This is a genomic window from Stenotrophomonas sp. 93052_Sma (assembly GCF_056481145.1).
Genome location: NZ_CM151134.1, coordinates 2,352,681 through 2,371,338, shown reverse-complemented (window position 1 = coordinate 2,371,338; position 18,658 = coordinate 2,352,681). Strand labels below are relative to the sequence as shown.

The window sequence follows — 18,658 nt, the reverse complement described above, 5'->3', positions numbered from 1 at the left end:
TGTGTACGCAACAGGGAGAGATGTGGACATGCCGCGAGATGATCACTACGCGATCGTGCTGACAATTAACCGTTATCCCGGCCTGAGTGACCTCCATGGACCTGAGAACGATGGCGAAGAGTTCCGGCAATGGCTCCTCGATCCGGAGTACGGCGACCTGGACACCCGACGTATCCAAGTCATACGGTCGCAGGATTATGGCGTGGCAGCGACCCCGGACGACGCAAACCCGACCGAGAAGGAGCTCAAGAAGGCGCTTAATCTATGGCTGCGCACCCCGAACGGATGGCATGACCGCATTGGACAGCGCTTGTATCTGTTCTTCGCCGGACACGGGTTCACAGCCGGTTCGGCGATTCACGACCCGGCACTATTCTCGGCCGTCGCGCAAAACGGCGACACGGCGCATATCGCCGTCCTGCGTTATGCGTCGAAAATCGCCAACGCGGGTTTCTTTGATGAAATCATCCTGGTAACGGACTGCTGCCAGGACGTACTCAAGGCGAGCCAGGTGCTCGAGCCGACTTGGACCCCGCCGGACCGGCAACGAACGGCACACGTCCGATTGTTCCAGGCGTATGGAGCGCCGCGGGGACGTCAGTCCTTTGAGCGCAACATTGGCCCGGCCGGGCAGTCTCGCGGCCTGTTCACTAGCGTCCTACTGGACGCGCTGCGCAGCGCACCGCCTGACGCCGACGGATGGGTGACGGATCGCGCCGTCGCGGACTACTTCCAGGTGCTATGGGCCGATCGCTACGAACAGGAAACCGGATACACGCCACCACTGACTCCCGCAACGAAGCGGATTCGAATATATCAGCGCCCGGCGTCGGCGCCAGCTTCCGCGCTCCCACGCCGGGTTGCCGTCGACCTGAGCCGCATCATTGCTAAATTCGCGGCCATCGACCGGCAACCGGATCCTGACATCTCACCTTACCCACCCGCGCCGCCCACCGACATGACGCCAAATGGGCAGCTACGCAGTAGCCAGCTTCGCCAGCTCGAGCATCCCATCGTGGAGCTGACCCCGGGTCTGCATCTCGTCGTTACACCAGGGAATCTACCCGACGTCGCCTTCGAGGTTCCCTACCCGGTGCTGCCAGCTGCAGGCAACACCCCTCCCGTTGCTGCACCTATCGACATGCCCGCTTTGCGAACCGACGAGGTTGCAGCGCAGCCGGTGGTGTTGAGGACGGACAATCCCAACGCGCAGATCACGGTGCTCGATGCTAGCTACGCTCGTGTCAGCATCGGTACGGGAGTGGTCTCGCTGTCCTTAGCTCCGGGACTCTACAAAGCCCTGGTGCACGTCGGGGCCGAATCGGCGCAATCGCTGTTCGTTGTTGCGGATGCGCCCCTCGACCAGCGGTTGCCCGGGCCCGAATTTTCCGCGGCTGCGCCCGTCATCGGCACGTCAACCACGCACCAAAATCAGTCCCTTCATGCCGCTGAATACTCGATGATTCCGACGGAGCCAAGCCGCGATCTCAGCGAAATCGGTGAGGTCTTTGTCTTCGCGCGCGACTCCAGTTTCAGTCCCGACGGCTCTCTAAACCCCGCGCCACCGTGGCGGCAGTGGCACCTCAGTTCCCTTGTAGGGGCAACCTTGGAGGAGCGCCTCATCCACAGTGGTACGGACGACAGGCTCGGCTACGCCTACCTCAAATTAGCAGCAACAGCTGGCAGCCTCGCACTGCGAACGGCCAGCCCTTGGGACGAGTCGAATGAAGACGGACTGGTCGTCCCGGTGATTAAGGGGTGGCGTACCGAGATCTACCTTGACTGTACCTCAGCTCCGCCAACCCCTCCGATGGTGGACACTCAGGGCGCACGAATGCTCGACTTGGCGACTGCCTCCATCCATCTGGTCCGGATGGGAAGTGCGTCACTGCTGTTCGATCCGATCGGGCTTGCGACGGAGGCGGCGCGAGCGCAGCTTACAGTCGGCCGGGAGGTGGCGGTGCCATCAACCGAGCAAGCAATGGCCAGCCCGATGTGGGCCTTGTACGCGGCCCTCGCTGCCTTCCAGCGGGGCGGGCAGCACATCGATACCGTTGGACAATGCGTTGCAGCCGTTCCTAAGGAAATCAGGGAGGGTCTATCCGATTTTGCGGTGCTCGCGCAATGGCTAGGCCTATCGAACGTGGCCCATCCGCTCCGTAACCCACCCGCGCTGGCGGCCTCATGGAGCCTTGCCTCAAAGCTGGAGGCGCGAGGCGGACTGGCCTCCGAACTGTTCGAGGAGATCGGCCAATGGCGGTCCGGTGGGAGTCTATGGACTCTCTGGCAGCGTTCAGTTGATGACCGCTGGTTGTTGCGAAATCGGCTTTCTGACCAGGCTATGGGCACTCTGAAGGGTAATGCACAGGGGATTGACGACGCGGCAACCCCGCAAGTGCTCGCCCCCGCCTGGTCACTGGACACCTGGGTTCCGGTCGAAGACGGCCTGAGGTGTCCTAATCCCACCCATAGCCCCTTCCAGCAAGCACTCCGTCGGCGTCTTCTGGATGCGCTGGCTGAGCGCCACACCGATGCCGACAGCGGCGCCTTCACCACTGTGTCGCTGCCACCCGAGTCCGATGTCTTCGCCTTGGCAGCGGAGCTCATGCTGTCGCCGATATACGCCATGGCCGCCTATAGCAAGCTGTATGCGGAAGCCCGCCGCCAATCCGACCTGGGCCCTCTCATCGAGTGGGTAACGGTGAACGGAGATGAACCCGACCCAGACTCGACAGCCACCAAGTCGAAGCGCAGCACTCACCTGCAATCAATGGACGACTACTGAGAGGCGAATCGTAAGCGCGGCCTTCACGCGAACCCCATCCAAGTATTCTTAGCGGTGTCTAGGCAAAGTTGTCCCAAGTCACTGCCGACCTGCGTTGCCAGCCCGAAGCGGTTATAGGTCAAGAATCTAGATGAGGTGCGACGCCCGGCCTACAGGATGACATCCTCCCGCGTGTTAGGCGGCTCTCAAGTAGCGCCATTTCTTGGTGGTCCTTGTGCCTTCGCTGTGGCAGTTTGCGATTCGGACCTCACACTACTCACATAGAATGCTGAAATGCCGGTAAGCGCCAATCTCGCCTACGACCTTCTCAAGACCGTGAGCAAACTGGAATTCCAGCTCCGACGGCACGGGGACTTCTTCCGGAAAGACCGGACGGGGCAACCGACGTCCGACGTGGCTTGGCGCAAGGTGCAAGAGCGCGTCCGAAAGTTGGGCGACGATTTCGCGTCAGAGGTTCCTGAGTCGGCGCGTGCGCGCCTTCTCTGTCAACGCGATGAGCGCCCCATGAAGCAGATGATTATTGAAGAGAACGGGAACTTGGTGGCCCGCTTTTGCCCCTGCCCATTGGATGCCGAATCGGATGCGGTCGCGCTGGTGGAAGCCATGCGGCAAGTCCGCAACAACCTCTTCCATGGTGGCAAAGAAGATTCGGAAGTGGATCCGTACGAAGAAGACAACGATTGGGTCTACGCCGCGACGCAGGTTGCGATTGCTCTCCAGCATGCGTTGTCTAACGGACGGCTCGACAATCGCGAATGAAACCACCTCACGAAACTCTCGGGACGGCCCTAGGCCGTTGACGAGCGTGCAGCAAGGGGCGACGCGGCGATTGGCATAGCGCTAGCTAAGGCGAGGGGTGCCGACTAAACGCAGCATTGGCCGGGGGCATTCATGGTAGGTCGGTCACATCAGATCCGTAATTCTGAGATCATCTGGGTCCGATCTTCTGAACCAGGCACGCTTGCGCGCCAAAGGCCGATGCTCGAATGATCGCGCACCTCGTCGAACTATCTCTCGCCCAAGGAGCTCAATAGCTGACTGCTTCCATGATCCTCTGGATGTAGTGACTAGTACGACCTTTTTCCCAGGGAACATGTTGCTCCTAACAAACTCCCAAGCCGGCGGCGCTGGGCAACCACGCCAGATGGGTGTTCCCAAATAGATAGCGTCATAGGGAGCTAGATCCATCCACGCGGGATTTATCCACGCGTCATCAAGACCCCCATCAGCCATAGCATTCACCCACCCGGCCAAGCCCAATGAGTAGTCAAATGCTTCGACAGCACGCAGATCGGCGTGTAACTGGTTCGCCAGATAACTAGAGGCTAAGGCGGTGTGCCCAGAGCGAGAGTAGTAGACCACCAGGGCATCGGGTAAAGGAGATCTCGATGGGGCCGGCGCCTTTAGCTTCTGAAGTTTCTCCAGCCTTCGTCGCGCTGCCCACACGACACAGCAATCAATCACCTTGATCCCAGCGGCAAGCGCGACGATGACTACGACGAGCTTGGTGATTAGCATCATTCAGTACTCTCCATCATGCACTCCCGCGTTACTTCTGTAGTCGCTCTGCGAGGTACTGCACTCAAGGACATTGCATGGTCGAACACCCGCGATCGTCGCCACCTACTATAGCGAGCGGCTAATAGTGAAGCTTCCGAACACCGGCGACTGGCGCTGGCCATAGAACTCCCGGGTGCTGTGGTAACGCGCCATTGCGAATCTCCAGCGCCCGCGCATCACCGCGATGCCGTAGCCGCCTTGGGCGACCACGTGGCGCTTGTCCACGCTGTGGCTGTTGCGGAAGGTATTGCCGTCCAGAGTGATGTCGCGGATTACCCATGCCGCGTCGGTGGTCGCAAACAAGTGCCAGGACCAGCCGCTGAGGCGGCCACCACGGGTCGGCGCGGTGTTCTCGCCGGCCGGGCGCAGCGGCGTGCTGCCGAAGTCGTCGGGCAGCTTCCAGCCGAAGCGCACTTCGCCACCGGCGTTGGCCTTGGTTTCCAGGTTGCCGATCGCACCGCCATAGTGACTGATCGCATCCCAGCCCCAGCCGCCGGCATTGACACTGGCATCGGCCGGCCAGCGGCGCATGCGCTCGTGGGTCAGCATGAACACCGGCTCGTTGTGCAGCTGGTTGTCCCAACCCTTGAACTTCTCGTCCCCTAGCGCGTCGTGCACGGCGTTCTGCACCTGCCTGCCCTGGGCCCAGGGCCCGACCACGCCCACGGCCAGCTGGGTGGTCTGCAGGCGGTCGCCGCTGCGTGCGTTGAAGCCGAAGCTGGCCAGCAGCACGCCGGCATACGGCCGGTCATCCTCGATCAGGTCGCGGCGGGTCGGGTCGGTGGGGGTGAAGATGGCCTGGCCGATGCTGAAGATCATGTTCTGCTGCTCGAACCTGCCGGGGTGCAGGCCTTCCAGGTACTGGTTCACCCAGCGCGCCATGCGCGGCAGGCACGGGTCGGCGGTGTAGTCGACCAGGTTCGGCGAGACCAGGGTCAGCTGCGCGCCGTTGGTATAGCCCTGGTCTTGGTGGCGGCCACCGAACAGGTCGTTGTCGACGCGGAAGCTGATCTGCGGCGGGTGATCGCGCATCGCGTCCGGGCCACATTGTTCGGCCGCCTGGGCCACCGGGGCTCGGGCAGCGGCCAGGAACACGAGTGCCGCCATCACAGACAACCGACTAAGCGCCAGTCTTTTCATGGGCTTGCTGCCATTTGACTCAATGTGAGGTTCAATTGAAGATCTAATGCGCTGTCGCAGTAGACCCGGAGGAAGGGGTTTGAGCCATACACCAGGCCATCAGCCGGCCGCACGCCAATTGCTTTCAAAGGCGGCGCATCCCTGCAGCAGTATCTAGCGCTCTTGGGCTCGCCAAGACGTTCGCCTGAGCAAGAGATCGTCCAGGCCCTCCCCTAGTGCCGCAACAGCCGGCGCCCCAGGTACTGACCTAGACTGAAGGGCACGTCACCTCGCTGCGAAGCAACGTCAGCCGCTCAAGATGGACGTTTCAGAATCACAGTCAGTTTGTTGATCTCTGACTGAGAGAATGGCCACCCCGCCAGCAACTCCGCATCATGTGAGGTGGGGCATATGCGCTCAGCGGGCTCGCCAGATGCGTCCAGGAATGACTCCGGTCGCAGCGAGTTTTGTGGAAGGCTCCCAATCGCAGGGCTAGCCTCCGTGCTGAGCACGGAGGCACCACCGCACTAGCTACTTACGCCGACCTATCCACGCCGAAATGGAGCTACGAAGCAATCTAATGGCCCAGACTGCGACAACCGACGCTCCGATGAGGCCTGTGACTGAGTCCAGCCACGTCACGTCCCAGATCATCCCCACGACAAGTGCAGTAATTGCGAGTGCCGTTACAGCGGTGTCCGTAGCGACGTGAAGATAGGCCGCACGAAGATTGGGACTCCTGCGCGCATCGGCCCCCTTCTCGTCAGCATGGCGCTCATGCGGAACGTGGCAGTGATCAACCGCAGCACCTTCGCGATGGTAGGCAGAATGTAGCCACCGCGCTGAGAATATATTTGTAATCAAACCCGCAACGGCGATGGCAAGCGCTTCTGAGTACTGAACAGCCTCTGGCGCATGGAGACGCTCCGTCGATTCATAGGCCATCGAAGCGGCAATCCAAAGCATGATCATCGCGCTTACGCTCGCCGCGATGAGCTCAACCGCTAGCACCCGAGCCGCGCGCTCTGGGCGGCTCTGATTCCGCTCAGCGTACCAAGCGATAGAAAGTGCGAACAGGAGTACCAGCACGTGAGAGCTCATGTGCCAGCCATCTGCGAGAAGAGCCATCGAGTTGAAGGCCCATCCTCCAGCAATTTCGACGGACATCATGACCGCAGTGAGAGTCGCGGCCTTCGTAATTGCCCGTGCGTTGCCGGTGCTCTGTACGCCCTGCAGAGTCCGCTCGTGCATTGCGTTGGGGGGAAGCAAGGACATGGTCGAAGACTCCAGGCTCTGAGCGAAAATGTATACGCCGGTGGCGTACTGTCAGGAAGTACCGCCCCTTGCATGCAAGGGGCGGCATTTACACTGCTTAGGAGAGAACGCCGCTGAGTCGTGCAGCATGCGCGGACAGCGCATCCATGAGCGGCGGGTTCAACACGTCGTACGGCTCCAGGGACAGAGCCTTCAGGCGGCTACGGACGCCGTCCATCTGTTCCGGCCTTGCGCCGCCGCCTTCGATGATCGAAGACACGAATGCGGCGAAGCGCGGTTCTTCCCAGCCCTTCTGTTCGGACAGTTCAACGTGAATGAAGTCCAGGCCGTAGAAGGCATGGGACTTGTTCTCGATGCGGCCAAACATGTGGACACCGCAGTCCTTGCACGCGTGGCGCTGGATGGTCGCAGCCGGATCGACAATCGCCAGCTTGTCGGCATTCGCCGTGATCGAAACGGTATCGCGGGGAACGACACCGACCACGGAGAAGATGGCGCCTTCCGGCTTCCAGCACTTGGTGCAACCACAGGCATGGTTGTGGGCCACATTGCTTGCGACGGAGATCTCAACCGGCTTGTCAGAGCACAGGCACTTCAGCGTGCCGCCCTTGAAGCCGGCGGTTCCGGCAACGACGCCGGAATCGACCGAGGGATGGATAGTTTGGTGTTGCATGGACTTAAACTCCTATTGTTGGAAGTGCAGCACCGGTTGCCCGGTGCTGCGGTGCATCAGTAGTTGATGACAGTACGAATGGACTTGCCTTCGTGCATGAGTTCGAAGGCTTCGTTGATTGCTTCCAGGCCCATCGTATGGGTCACGAACGGAGCCAGATCGATCTCACCCCGCATGGCGTCTTCGACCATGCCAGGCAGCTGGCTACGGCCCTTCACACCACCGAAGGCGCTGCCAATCCAGCGACGACCGGTCACGAGCTGGAACGGACGGGTGGAGATCTCCTGACCAGCACCGGCCACACCGATGACAACGCTCTGGCCCCAGCCGCGGTGTGCACACTCCAGCGCCGAACGCATCACATTGACGTTGCCGATGCACTCGAAGCTGTGATCGACGCCCCAGCCGGTCATCTCAACGATGACTTCTTGAACCGGACGGTCGTAATCCTTCGGGTTCACGAATTCGGTTGCGCCGAACTGCTTGGCCAACTCGAACTTGGACGGGTTGGTGTCCACTGCGATGATGCGACCAGCCTTCGCCTGACGAGCACCCTGGATCACCGCCAGGCCGATGCCACCGAGGCCGAACACGGCCACGCTGTCACCTTCCTGCACCTTGGCCGTGTTGTGCACCGCACCAATGCCAGTGGTGACACCGCAACCGAGCAGGCAGACGTGCTCCGGATTCGCTTCCGGATTGATCTTGGCCAGAGAGACTTCGGCCACGACGGTGTACTCGCTGAAGGTCGAGCAGCCCATGTAGTGATACAGCGGCTGGCCGTTGTAGCTGAAGCGGCTGGTGCCATCAGGCATCACACCCTTACCCTGGGTGGCGCGTACGGCAACGCACAGGTTGGTCTTGCCGCTCTTGCAGAACAGACACTCACCGCATTCTGCGGTGTACAGCGGGATGACGTGATCGCCGGGCTTCACACTGGTCACGCCCTCGCCCACTTCGACAACGATGCCGGCGCCTTCATGGCCCAGCACCACCGGGAACAGGCCTTCAGGGTCATTGCCCGACAGGGTGAATGCGTCGGTATGGCAGACACCAGTGCTGGTGATCTTCACCAGTACTTCGCCCTTCTTCGGCGGAGCAACATCGATTTCGACGATCTCGAGCGGTTGACCGGGACCGAATGCAACGGCTGCACGGGATTTCATGTGAGTTCTCCTTGGGTGTAACGAGATAAGTGCGACAACGGTCTTTGGGGCGAGCTTGATCAGTGGTACATCGGGCGCGCCGCCCCTGGCGCCGGCTCTAGAACGCGTTTCAATCAGGTCGAATGCGCCTACAGCATTCTTCTTGGCGAGCTGTTGGGACCAAGTATTGGACTTCGATGGATTGCTGTATATGGAACAGATTGGATTTCATAATTCCTTGCGTTGGAATTGTTGACTCGCAGCTCCGCCCCTCAGCTCGCCCGCATCAATGCAACTTGAGGCGAGGCTCCGTACTCCGTCCCAATGCGTCTGCCAGCATGCGCGCAACCACCCGGCGTGTACCGAACAGGCTCCTCTGGTGCATGCGATACAGTGAGATGTAGAACATCCTGGCCAGCCAGCCCTCGACCTTGAATGACCCCATGAGGTTACCCATCAGCGTGCCAACGGCGCCCTCCCTCGACAGGGACACCAGCGATCCATAGTCTCGATAGGTGAAGCTGGGCAGCGGGCGTCCCTCGATACGGCGGGTAATCGCCTGCGCAAGGAAGTGAGCCTGCTGATGAGCGGCCTGTGCCCTGGGGGGAACGTTTGTACCGCTGTGTCCATTCGGGCAGGCTGCACAATCCCCGAATGCGAAGATGTTCGGATCCTGCGTTGTCTGCAGCGTTTCAGATACCTCGAGCTGGTTGATGCGATTGGTCTTTAGGTTCCCGAGGGATGCAAGGAAGACGGGAGCACGGATGCCCGCCGCCCATACCTTCAGCCTCGCAGCAACCTTGATGCCATTGGCGAGTTGCAGGCCCTCTTCATCCACTAGGGTCACAGCCGAGCCACACATGACACGAACGCCTTCATGTACAAGTCGCTCGGCGACCGGCAGGCTCACGCGCTCTGGCAGAGCTGGCAGCACTCGCGGACCAGCCTCGATAAGCGTGATTTTCAGATTCTCGGGAGAGATCTTGTCCAGCCCATAAGCGCTAAATTGCCTTGCAGCATCACGCAGCTCGGCCGCCAGCTCGACACCGGTGGCGCCGGCGCCGACGATCGCAACCTCCAGTGTTTCTGACTTGCCGCGCGCTTGCGCGCCCATGTACTCGCTCAGCAGCCGCTTCTGGAAAGCAATGGCGGCATCGGGATCGTCCAGGAACAGGCAATGATCCGCTGCACCGGGAGTTCCAAAGTCGTTCGTTCCGCTACCCACGCTGATCACCAGGGTGTCGTAGGAGATCGAGCGACGGGGCGCAATAACGTTGCCCTCCTCATCGTACAGTGGGGCAAGCTCGATCTTTCTGGACTTCTGATCCAAACCCGTCATCCGCCCCAACTGAAACTGGAAGTGATTCCAGCTAGCCTGGGCGAGATAGTTGAGCTCACTTTCTGCGGCATCCAACGCGCCTGAGGCAACCTCGTGAAGAAGTGGCTTCCACAGATGCGTCATCCGAGCATCGACAAGAGTGACTTTTGCTCGCCCTGAGCGCCCGAGCTTCCGGCCCAGCTGCGTAGCCAGCTCCAGCCCTCCGGCCCCACCACCAACAATGACAATACGATGCATTTTGATTCCCCAGGTATTTGAGTTGCCAGCGACGCCCACGAGCACTTCATGGCCCAGGCATCTAGACGTTGGTTAGTTCAGGACCTCAACGGAATGGAAGCGGAGCTGACCATCCCAATCCTTGTCGACGGCTACCTGCGCTCGTGCACGGCTTGCTTCGAGCGCTGCGAAGTCAATGTCAGCAATCGCCCACTCCTGATCGTCGGAGGTCGCTGCGAGCACGCCGTCACTGGGGAAGCCATGGTCCATCGGTGAGAGGATCATTGCCTCACCGGTGTTGACATCAAGCGCTTCACTCCAGTCGGCGACGCCAGCGGTGACCGCCTTTGCCACGAACATCCGATTCTCAAGCGCTCGCGCTCGGCACCCAACATCGACACGGGTGGCACCGGCGTCGGTGTCGGTGCAACTTGGCACCAACAGCAAGCGCACCCCTGCCTCCTGCTGGAGGCGAACAGGAAGCGGAAATTCGCTGTCATAGCAAACCGCAATCCCGACACGCTTTCCGTCCTGCTCAAACGCCGCGATGCGATCGCCAGGCTCGATGACAACTGCCTGCTTCTCGAAGCCAGTAAGCTGAAGCTTGTCCTGCCATCCGCTGCGACCATCAGCTGTGAACCACCAGGCACGGTTGCGATACATCCCATGGGATGTTGCGGTGAGGAACGTTCCTGCCTGGATGGTCATTCCCAGTTCGACAGCCAAGGTGCTATAGAGCTCACACCATGCGCTCTGATAGATCTGGAGCGACTCCAGGGTGGACCTCAGGCTAAGCTGAAGAGCTTCTGGAAGAGTCGAACCCAGTTCCAGCGACAGGTATTCCGGAAGTACTGCAAGCTCAACTCCTTGTTCCCGTGCGTCATTCAGAATTCGGCGCTGGCGCGCAGCGAACTCGGCAAAGGTCTTCGGACGACCGATCACGTACTTAGCTGCTGCAATCTTCATGTAACGTCCTCCAAGGAACGGAGCCAAAGTGAAAGTGTCTGCTCGGTTTCGTGCGTGGCCCCATGCTGCCGCCAAGGAAGAGCGACCTTCATCGCGCTCTGTTGTGCATACCCACGGCGAGTCCAGAAGCCTTCATTGCTTCGATATCCAGGTGGCCTAAGCGGATCAGTCTCCGACCGAACCACCGACGCGAAAGAAGACCACTTGAAGCCCTTTCGTCGGGCTTGCTCCTCTCTTCGATCAAAGAAGACGTGGCCCAAGCCAGCTCCTCTGTACTCCGGCCTCAGTACGGACTCCCCGCAGTAGAAGACTTCTTCTGGCCGGGGACCGTGCTCCTGGAAGGGACGAATGAAAGCGGCATCGGCGCTCAACAAAGGAAGGCCAGTCGATGCACCTACAACGTCCCTTCCATCCCTGGCCAGGACAACGATGCCCCCGTCAGACGTCGCATAATTGCGGAGGTAGTGACGCTCATAGTCCATGTCTCCTTCGTACAGGTAGGGATAGCTACTGAATATCTCGATCCGCAACTGAGCGACGCGATCGAGCCAGTCCTCGATTTCGGTGCCGACCAGTACCTCTACTCGCACGTTGGTAGCCATTTCAGGGCGCCTTGTGGACCTGGGAAATCCAGTCCTCCAGGTTGTAGTAGTTGGTGACGCGCGCAATCTTTCCATCACGGATGTCAAAGAACGCGCCACCGGGAAGAACATAGATCTGCCCTGCCGCTGCAGGGAGACCTTCGTCCGTGTGGTGGTAGAGTCCGTGCACCACGTACTCCGCGCCGGCACGCGCACCATCGCTGCTGTACATCACCACGATGTCGTGAAGCTGCTCGCTGTAGCAGGAATCCATGCGGCTCAGGAACGCGCGGAATGCGTCGATCCCTACTTCGCGACTCCCCTGATTTAGATCGTGCACAACGTCATCAGTGAGCATCGAGAGCATCGCGTCGCGATCACCGCGGTTGAATGCCTGGTAGTACTCTTCGATGTAGTTGAACTTGCTCATCAGGTTCTCCGGTCAGGTGAGGGTGTGGAGGAATTCTGGAGACCTGAAGAATTGTTGTATATGGAATTGATAGGATTTCATAATTCCCTGAAATGGAATAATATGAGCCCAACGACCATGGGGGCCTTGAGATGAACAGCGAGCTGGATCTTCTAAAGACGTTTAGGGCCGCGGCTGAGGCGCCGAGCTTTCGTGAGGCCGCTGTTCGACTGGGAAGCTCTCCTCAGGCCATCACCCGAGCGATACAGGCCCTTGAAAGTCATTACGGGGAGCTGTTGTTCCACCGAAGCACACGCCAGGTTCGCATCACGGCCTTTGGGGAGGATCTCTTACATCAGCTGCGGCCGGCGCTTGAGGGCTTAGACAAGCTGTGGCGCCCGCGAACCAAGGCGACGGCCTCACAGATTGTGGGCACAGTCCGAATTAGTGCCCCTCACAGCATGGGCTCCAGGGCAGTTCTTGCCGCCTTGGATACAGTGACCCAAAGTCACCCGGGAATTGTCTTGGACGTTCGCTTAAGCGATCGGGTTGCAGACGCTGTCGATGAAGGGATCGATGTCGGAATCCGCGTCGGCTTCATGCGTGATAGCAGATTCATTGCGAAGAAGGCAGGAGAGATGCGACTGCACATCGTTGGCTCCCCCGCACTTGTAGAGAGAATCGGAGCACCAGCGGAGACTAGCGAGCTCTCGCGGTTTCCACTGGTTGCATCGGTGGACATCAATACAGGCAGGCCCTGGCCCTGGTACCTGGCTGGAGGCGTACAGGTGGCGCCGACAGCACCGGTCTTCATTGCAGACAATGCCGACATGGAGATGGCAGGGGTCATTGCGGGCTTGGGGTTTGCCCAACTTGCTGATTACATGGCTGCCCCACTCATTCAGTCAGGTGTTCTGCAGCGTGTGATGGAAGAATTCGATCCTGCGCCGTGGGGCTTGTACGTCTATCGGCCTCAACGCGGCCCAGTCTCACCTCGCGTCAGAGTAGTTTTCGATGCACTCCATTCCGCCGTCGGAGCACTACCAAGCCTTACGCAGATGGCGCCCTCCCCCACCTCGGCCCTAACGCCATCCAAAGCAGGGAAGCGCTAATGCCGAGTCGCTTGGCCGCTCTCTGATACGGGATCTGGCCGCCATGAGCGCCAGGGACGCTCATGGTGGCCAAAAGAGCGTCGGGTCAACCCGCGCGGGCGAGTTCCTCAGCCAAGAAGGGGGCGGTACGGCTTCTCTTCACGCGAGCGACCTGTTTTGGAGTTCCTGCCGCCACGATCTGCCCGCCCGCATCACCGGCACCTGGACCCACGTCGATTACCCAATCCGCCTGAGCAACGGCACGCATGTCGTGCTCAATCATGACCACCGTATTGCCGGCATCAACGAGCCGCTGGAGCTGCACAAGCAGCCTATCCGCGTCCGAGGCATGGAGGCCCGTAGTGGGTTCATCCAGGACATACAGTGTCCGCCCGCGCTGGCTTCGTTGAAGCTCTGTGGCCAGCTTGATGCGCTGCGCTTCACCACCCGATAGCTCGGTAGCCGGCTGGCCCAGTCGAAGGTATCCAAGGCCAATCTCCTTCAGCAACTGAAGTGGGCGAGCGATCGCGTCCTCATCGCCAAAGAATTCACGTGCATCCTCGACAGTCATCCGCAGAACGTCTGCAATGTTCTTACCGTTCCAAAGCACCTTCAGCGTAGCTTCGTTGTATCGCGCACCGTGGCACGTTGGGCACGGTGCATAGACGCTAGGCATAAACAGCAGCTCGACGCTCACGAACCCCTCCCCTTCGCACGTCTCACAACGTCCCTTGGCCACGTTGAAGGAGAATCGACCTGCGTCGTAACGTCGACGCCGCGCATCTGGTGTTGCGGCAAACAGCTTTCGAACATGATCGAAAAGGCCGGTGTAAGTCGCGAGATTCGATCGCGGCGTCCGTCCGATTGGCTTCTGATCAACCTGGACGAGACGCTGAATAGCATCGACATCTCCGCCGAGGTGTCCCCCTGTCGTCTCGATGACGGTTGGCCCGTCTGCTGCCCCCGTTTCCACCGCGTCGTCTTCAGGCTCGTGTCCAAGTTGAAGCATCATCAGCTCCGGCAACGCTTGGGCGACGAGGCTGGACTTGCCCGATCCCGAAATCCCGGTCACCGCGGTGAGGATGCCCAGAGGTATCTTCGCATCAATGCGCTTCAGGTTGTGACGCTGGATGCCCTGAAGTTCCAGCCAACCACTCGCTTGACGCTCTTGGCCACTAGGGGGCGGGACCTTGTCAAAGAGGTACAACGCGGTACGTGACTCGTCGATGTCACGAAGACCATCCGGCTCTCCGCTGTAGAGCACTTTGCCGCCCCGCTCTCCCGCCTCAGGCCCAACATCCACCAACCACTGGGCACGGCGCATCAGCTCCAGATCGTGCTCCACAACAAATACGGAATTACCACCGTCGCGGAGGCGGTCCAAGGCGTCATAGAGAGCCTGGCTGTCGGAGGGATGAAGACCTGCCGACGGCTCGTCCAACACGTACACCACGCCAAAGAGCAGCGAGCTCAACTGCGTGGCGAGTCTCAATCGCTGCAGCTCGCCAGCGGACAATGTCGGCGTAGCGCGATCCAAAGTTAGATAGCCAAGCCCAAGGCCACGCAACTGACTGATTCGGCTCATCACTCCACTAGCGAGGCGCTGCGCGGCCAGGCGCTTCTCCTCCGACAGCGCTGAGGTGCGGCGGACGTCAGGAGACACCGCGTGGACCGCCCGCCCACTGGCCGCCCTATCGGCGCGATCACGACGGGTGGCTTCCTTGTTCGCCTTGCCCCCGCCAGCATGAGCACTGAAGTCTCCTTGAGAAATGGGCTCGAGCAGGGAAGCCAGTTGGTCAAGAGGCATCTGCATGAATTGACCAATGTCCACACCCGCAAATGTCACTGACAGCGACTCTGCCTTAAGGCGCTTGCCATGGCAGGTGGGACAAAGCTTACCCTCCATGTATCGCGATACGCGGCGCCTCATCAGGGCACTTTGCGTGTTAGCAAACGTGTGCAGGACATACCTACGGGCGCCAGTGAAGGTTCCCATGTAGCTCGGCTCAGTTTTACGCTTCAGGGCCGCACGCGTCTCCGCCGGCGTGAACCCAGCATAGACCGGCACAGTGGGCGACTCCTCGGTAAACAGAATCCAATCGCGGTCTTTCTTGGGAAGGTCCTTCCAAGGCCTATCAATGTCGTAGCCCAGCGTCACCAGAATGTCGCGAAGGTTCTGCCCGTGCCATGCAGGTGGCCACGAAGCAATGGCACGCTCACGGATGCTCAGCTTTGGATCCGGCACCATGAGGGCCTCTGTCACCTCGTACACATGGCCAAGGCCATGGCAGGTCGCGCATGCGCCCTGGGGAGTATTGGGTGAGAAGTCCTCGGCATAAAGCATAGGCTGATCAGCCGGATATGCTCCCGCGCGGGAATACATCATACGAATGAGGCTGGATAGCGTGGTGACGCTACCCACCGAAGATCGCGCATTGCTGGCACCACGCTGCTGCTGCAGCGCTACTGCCGGCGGGAGTCCATCGATGGAGTCAACATCAGGGACGCCTGCCTGATCGATTAGGCGTCGAGCATAGGGAGCAACGGACTCAAAGTACCTCCTTTGAGCTTCCGCATAGATTGTCCCGAATGCAAGAGATGACTTCCCGGAACCGGATACACCGGAAAAGACGACCAGTGCGTTGCGAGGAATTGAGACATCAACGTCTCTAAGGTTGTTCTCACGCGCACCGCGCACCTCTACAAGGCCGCTTGCTGCGACACTGCAGGAAGCTTCACCGAATGTGGCGTTTGGCATGTGCATGTCTCTGTAGGTTGTAGACGTTAAGTTCAGCTGGATCACTGGCCCGAAGAGGGATCGGCTTCGGTTTGCGATGCCTCTTCATCCAAGGCTCGCTGCCATGCCTGTCTCTCAGCCAAGGCGCGCTCAGCTCCCCGATCAGTGGGCCGATACCAGTTCGGCCTCTCCACACCCTCCGGCAGGTACGTCTGTCCAGCTGCGTAGCCGTCTGGCTCATGATGCGCGTAGCGATATGCTTGTCGATACCCCATCTGCCTCATAAGCTTCGCTGGAGCATTCCGAAGATGCATGGGAACTGGTAATGATCCGTGCTCCTTGACGAAGGCCCTTGCTAGATCCCAAGCCGCATAGGACGCATTCGACTTGGGGGAGAGCGCCAGATAGGTCGCAGCCTGGGCCAAGACAATTTCACCTTCAGGAGAGCCAAGTCGCTCATACGCCTGCGCAGCGTGGATGGCCAAGTGCAGAGCGCCCGGATCAGCATTTCCGATATCTTCGCTTGCCATAACAATCATTCGACGTGTGACCTGGCTCACGTCCCCGCCCCCATCCAGAATGCGCGCTAGCCAGTAGAGGGAGGCGTCGGGATCAGAGCCACGCAGTGATTTGTGAAACGCGGAGAGCTGCCAATAGAACTCGTCCCCGCCCTTATCGAATCGACGCAGTGACGGGCTGGTGGAGCGCTTGGCAAACTCAAGATCCACCTCTTCCACCCGCTTCTCAGAGGCCGCAGTTGAGACCTGCTCGAGAAGATTCAGGAATCTGCGGCCATCACCATCAGCGAAGCCCTTCAGCAGCTGCAATGCGGGATCGGAGAGGTCAACGCCTCGCAAGTGAGGTCTGGCGCGTTCGTAGAGCTTCTCAAGATCTGCGTCAGACAGAGGCTCAAGTGTGTACACCTGCGCGCGAAAGCAGCGCCGAGTTAACGGCCAGTCCTGGATGCTCTGTGGTGCCGCCCACCAGCGTGAGTAGCCCTGATTCAACGTGAGGTAGCAGCGCATCCTGCTGGGCCTTGTTGAACCGGTGAATTTCGTCGACGAAAAGTACCGTGGAGCGACCGCGGACGTCGAGTTCGGCCCGCGCATCATCAATGGCCTGCCTGATGTCCTTTACCCCGGCGAGTACGGCGGAGATCGCAATGAAGTGACTGTCAGTCACCATCGCTGCGAGGCGCCCCAGGGTGGTCTTACCGACGCCCGGGGGCCCCCACATGATGAAGGAGTGCAGACTTCTTGCTTCAAAGGCAAGACGCAAAGGCTTCCCCGGCCCCAGCAGGTGTTGCTGCCCAACGAACTCGTCGAGAGACTTCGGTCGTAGCAGTTCGGCCAGTGGTGCCCTTGGTTTCGCTGTGAATAGATCTGCCAAGGTGTTCTCCTTCGGGAAGTCAGTTGCGAGTGTGCATTCAGAGCGTCTTGGCCCCTATTTCAGCTTCCCATCCAATGAGCCGCTTGTGGCATTGCTTGCTTTTTCACGGAGGATGATGCGAGCCCCTCTGTATCCAACGCTGTGATTCCATACCCAGCTCATTGCGACGCTCAGGCGATTTCGCACTCCGATAAGGAAGTAGATGTGAGCGAGCTTCCAGATCCACCATGCGATTCCTCCGCTCAGCTTTAGCTTCCCCATATCGATTACTGCAAGGCTGCGTCCAATCGTGGCGAGGTTGCCCTGGTGCCGGTACTTGAATGCAGCGGTCCTCCGCGCCCCTGTTATCAGCCCTTCAATCTGGCCCGCGACGTACTTGCCTTGCTGCTTGGCCGCCGGCGCGATTCCAGGAACGGTCTTTCCGTCCGCAGTGGCTGATGAAGCAGTGTCCCCGATCACGAAAATGTTGGGGGAACCAGGCACCGTTAGATCAGGGCCGACGATTGCGCGCCCCGCCCGATCTGATTCGGTGTCGAGCCAACGTGCGGCTGGAGACGCCTGAACTCCCGCTGCCCAGACGATTGTGGATGCCGCCAGCTTCTTGCCATTGAGCATCACCCCATCAGAGGCGCACTCGGTGACAGGGGCCCCCAACAAAACGGATACCCCAAGCTTCTCGAGGGCGCGCCTCGTGTACTCGGAGAGCTTTTCAGGAAAGACGGGGAGCAGCCGCGGACCCGCCTCAATGAGAAATACCCGGGTTTTGCTGGGATCAACTGACCGAAAGTCATCCTGCAGCGTGCCACGCGCCAGCTCCGCGATGGTTCCGGCAAGCTCGACACCTGTAGGCCCACCACCAATGATCACAAAGGTTTGAAGGGCCTCTCGAACCTCGGGATCATTGCAGAGCTCCGCTTGCTCGAACGCGCTCAAGATCCTGCCTCGAATGGTTGTTGCATCCTCCAGGCTCTTCAGGCCTGGAGCGTACTTCGACCATTCGTCATGCCCAAAGTAGGCATGTGTTGCTCCCGTAGCGAGCACAAGGGTGTCGTAAGGGTATCGAGTGCCGTCCTGAAGGATCACTTGGCGGGCAGCTTTATCCACACCCTCGACCTCCGCCATGAGGGTTCTGACCTCCGGGCGGTCACGGAACAGATAGCGGATCGGCCATGCGATCTCCGACGGTGACAGTGACGCACCAGCCACCTGGTAGAGCAGCGGCTGGAACAAGTGATAGTTCCGCCGGTCAATGATTGTTACATCGACATCCACTCCTTCAAGGTGCGTGGCGGCCTCCAGTCCGCCGAAGCCCGCCCCAACGATCACAACTTGATGACGATTTCTGGAGGTCTTGATCACGGCAGCACTCCTTG

The 18,658-nt window shown here is 59.9% G+C and carries 16 protein-coding genes; 3 read left to right on the top strand and 13 right to left on the bottom strand.

Annotated features, from left to right (window positions below):
• Positions 1-28 precede the first annotated feature (28 nt).
• Complete coding sequence (locus tag ACZK2V_RS11120; protein WP_017354471.1) at positions 29-2,785, top strand: caspase family protein; 2,757 nt, start codon at positions 29-31, stop codon at positions 2,783-2,785.
• Between the two features lie 273 nt (positions 2,786-3,058).
• Positions 3,059-3,544, top strand: a complete 486-nt coding sequence (locus ACZK2V_RS11115; RefSeq protein WP_017354472.1) for a hypothetical protein — start codon at positions 3,059-3,061, stop codon at positions 3,542-3,544.
• A gap of 144 nt (positions 3,545-3,688) precedes the next feature.
• Here ACZK2V_RS11115 and ACZK2V_RS11110 read toward each other — a convergent pair whose 3' ends face one another.
• The 9 genes from ACZK2V_RS11110 to ACZK2V_RS11070 all read right to left on the bottom strand — a co-directional run bounded on the left by ACZK2V_RS11110 (position 3,689) and on the right by ACZK2V_RS11070 (position 12,089).
• The gene (locus ACZK2V_RS11110) at positions 3,689-4,303 is read right to left on the bottom strand and encodes a flavodoxin family protein (protein ID WP_157804745.1); all 615 of its coding nucleotides are present in this window, start codon (positions 4,301-4,303) and stop codon (positions 3,689-3,691) included.
• Positions 4,304-4,411: 108 nt separating this feature from the next.
• Positions 4,412-5,452: a lipid A deacylase LpxR family protein gene (locus ACZK2V_RS11105; RefSeq protein ID WP_017354473.1), complete on the bottom strand. Its 1,041-nt coding sequence runs from the start codon at positions 5,450-5,452 to the stop codon at positions 4,412-4,414.
• A gap of 543 nt (positions 5,453-5,995) precedes the next feature.
• Positions 5,996-6,739, bottom strand: a complete 744-nt coding sequence (locus ACZK2V_RS11100) for a cation diffusion facilitator family transporter (protein WP_049400906.1) — start codon at positions 6,737-6,739, stop codon at positions 5,996-5,998.
• Positions 6,740-6,836: 97 nt separating this feature from the next.
• Complete coding sequence (gene gfa, locus ACZK2V_RS11095) at positions 6,837-7,412, bottom strand: S-(hydroxymethyl)glutathione synthase (protein WP_005413334.1); 576 nt, start codon at positions 7,410-7,412, stop codon at positions 6,837-6,839.
• Between the two features lie 56 nt (positions 7,413-7,468).
• Entirely contained in the window at positions 7,469-8,578 is a 1,110-nt protein-coding gene (locus ACZK2V_RS11090) for an S-(hydroxymethyl)glutathione dehydrogenase/class III alcohol dehydrogenase (protein ID WP_005413335.1), read from the bottom strand.
• 265 nt (positions 8,579-8,843) lie between these two features.
• Positions 8,844-10,133: an NAD(P)/FAD-dependent oxidoreductase gene (locus ACZK2V_RS11085; RefSeq protein ID WP_037590709.1), complete on the bottom strand. Its 1,290-nt coding sequence runs from the start codon at positions 10,131-10,133 to the stop codon at positions 8,844-8,846.
• Between the two features lie 72 nt (positions 10,134-10,205).
• Positions 10,206-11,078 carry a carbon-nitrogen hydrolase family protein gene (locus ACZK2V_RS11080; protein WP_017354476.1) on the bottom strand — a complete coding sequence of 291 codons (873 nt, stop codon included), beginning with the start codon at positions 11,076-11,078 and terminating at the stop codon, positions 10,206-10,208.
• A complete protein-coding gene (locus ACZK2V_RS11075) occupies positions 11,075-11,680 on the bottom strand; it encodes a GNAT family N-acetyltransferase (protein ID WP_017354477.1) in 606 nt (201 codons plus the stop codon). Before ACZK2V_RS11075 ends, ACZK2V_RS11080 begins: the two co-directional genes overlap by 4 nt.
• Before the next feature lies 1 nt (position 11,681).
• A complete protein-coding gene (locus ACZK2V_RS11070; protein WP_017354478.1) occupies positions 11,682-12,089 on the bottom strand; it encodes a ketosteroid isomerase-related protein in 408 nt (135 codons plus the stop codon).
• Positions 12,090-12,220: 131 nt separating this feature from the next.
• On the opposite strand from ACZK2V_RS11070, the gene ACZK2V_RS11065 reads away from it, so the two are divergent.
• On the top strand, positions 12,221-13,180 hold the full coding sequence (locus tag ACZK2V_RS11065) for a LysR family transcriptional regulator (RefSeq protein ID WP_017354479.1): 960 nt from the start codon (positions 12,221-12,223) through the stop codon (positions 13,178-13,180).
• Positions 13,181-13,265: 85 nt separating this feature from the next.
• Here the strand turns inward: ACZK2V_RS11065 and ACZK2V_RS11060 are convergent, their stop codons facing one another.
• The 4 genes from ACZK2V_RS11060 to ACZK2V_RS11045 all read right to left on the bottom strand — a co-directional run bounded on the left by ACZK2V_RS11060 (position 13,266) and on the right by ACZK2V_RS11045 (position 18,644).
• Positions 13,266-15,917 carry an excinuclease ABC subunit UvrA gene (locus ACZK2V_RS11060; protein ID WP_026070507.1) on the bottom strand — a complete coding sequence of 884 codons (2,652 nt, stop codon included), beginning with the start codon at positions 15,915-15,917 and terminating at the stop codon, positions 13,266-13,268.
• 41 nt (positions 15,918-15,958) lie between these two features.
• Entirely contained in the window at positions 15,959-16,723 is a 765-nt protein-coding gene (locus ACZK2V_RS11055) for an AAA family ATPase (RefSeq protein WP_486323272.1), read from the bottom strand.
• A gap of 82 nt (positions 16,724-16,805) precedes the next feature.
• Positions 16,806-17,285 (bottom strand): AAA family ATPase, encoded by a 480-nt coding sequence (locus tag ACZK2V_RS11050; protein WP_486323271.1) that lies wholly within the window; start codon positions 17,283-17,285, stop codon positions 16,806-16,808.
• 54 nt (positions 17,286-17,339) lie between these two features.
• The gene (locus ACZK2V_RS11045; protein WP_026070508.1) at positions 17,340-18,644 is read right to left on the bottom strand and encodes an NAD(P)/FAD-dependent oxidoreductase; all 1,305 of its coding nucleotides are present in this window, start codon (positions 18,642-18,644) and stop codon (positions 17,340-17,342) included.
• Positions 18,645-18,658 lie beyond the last annotated feature (14 nt).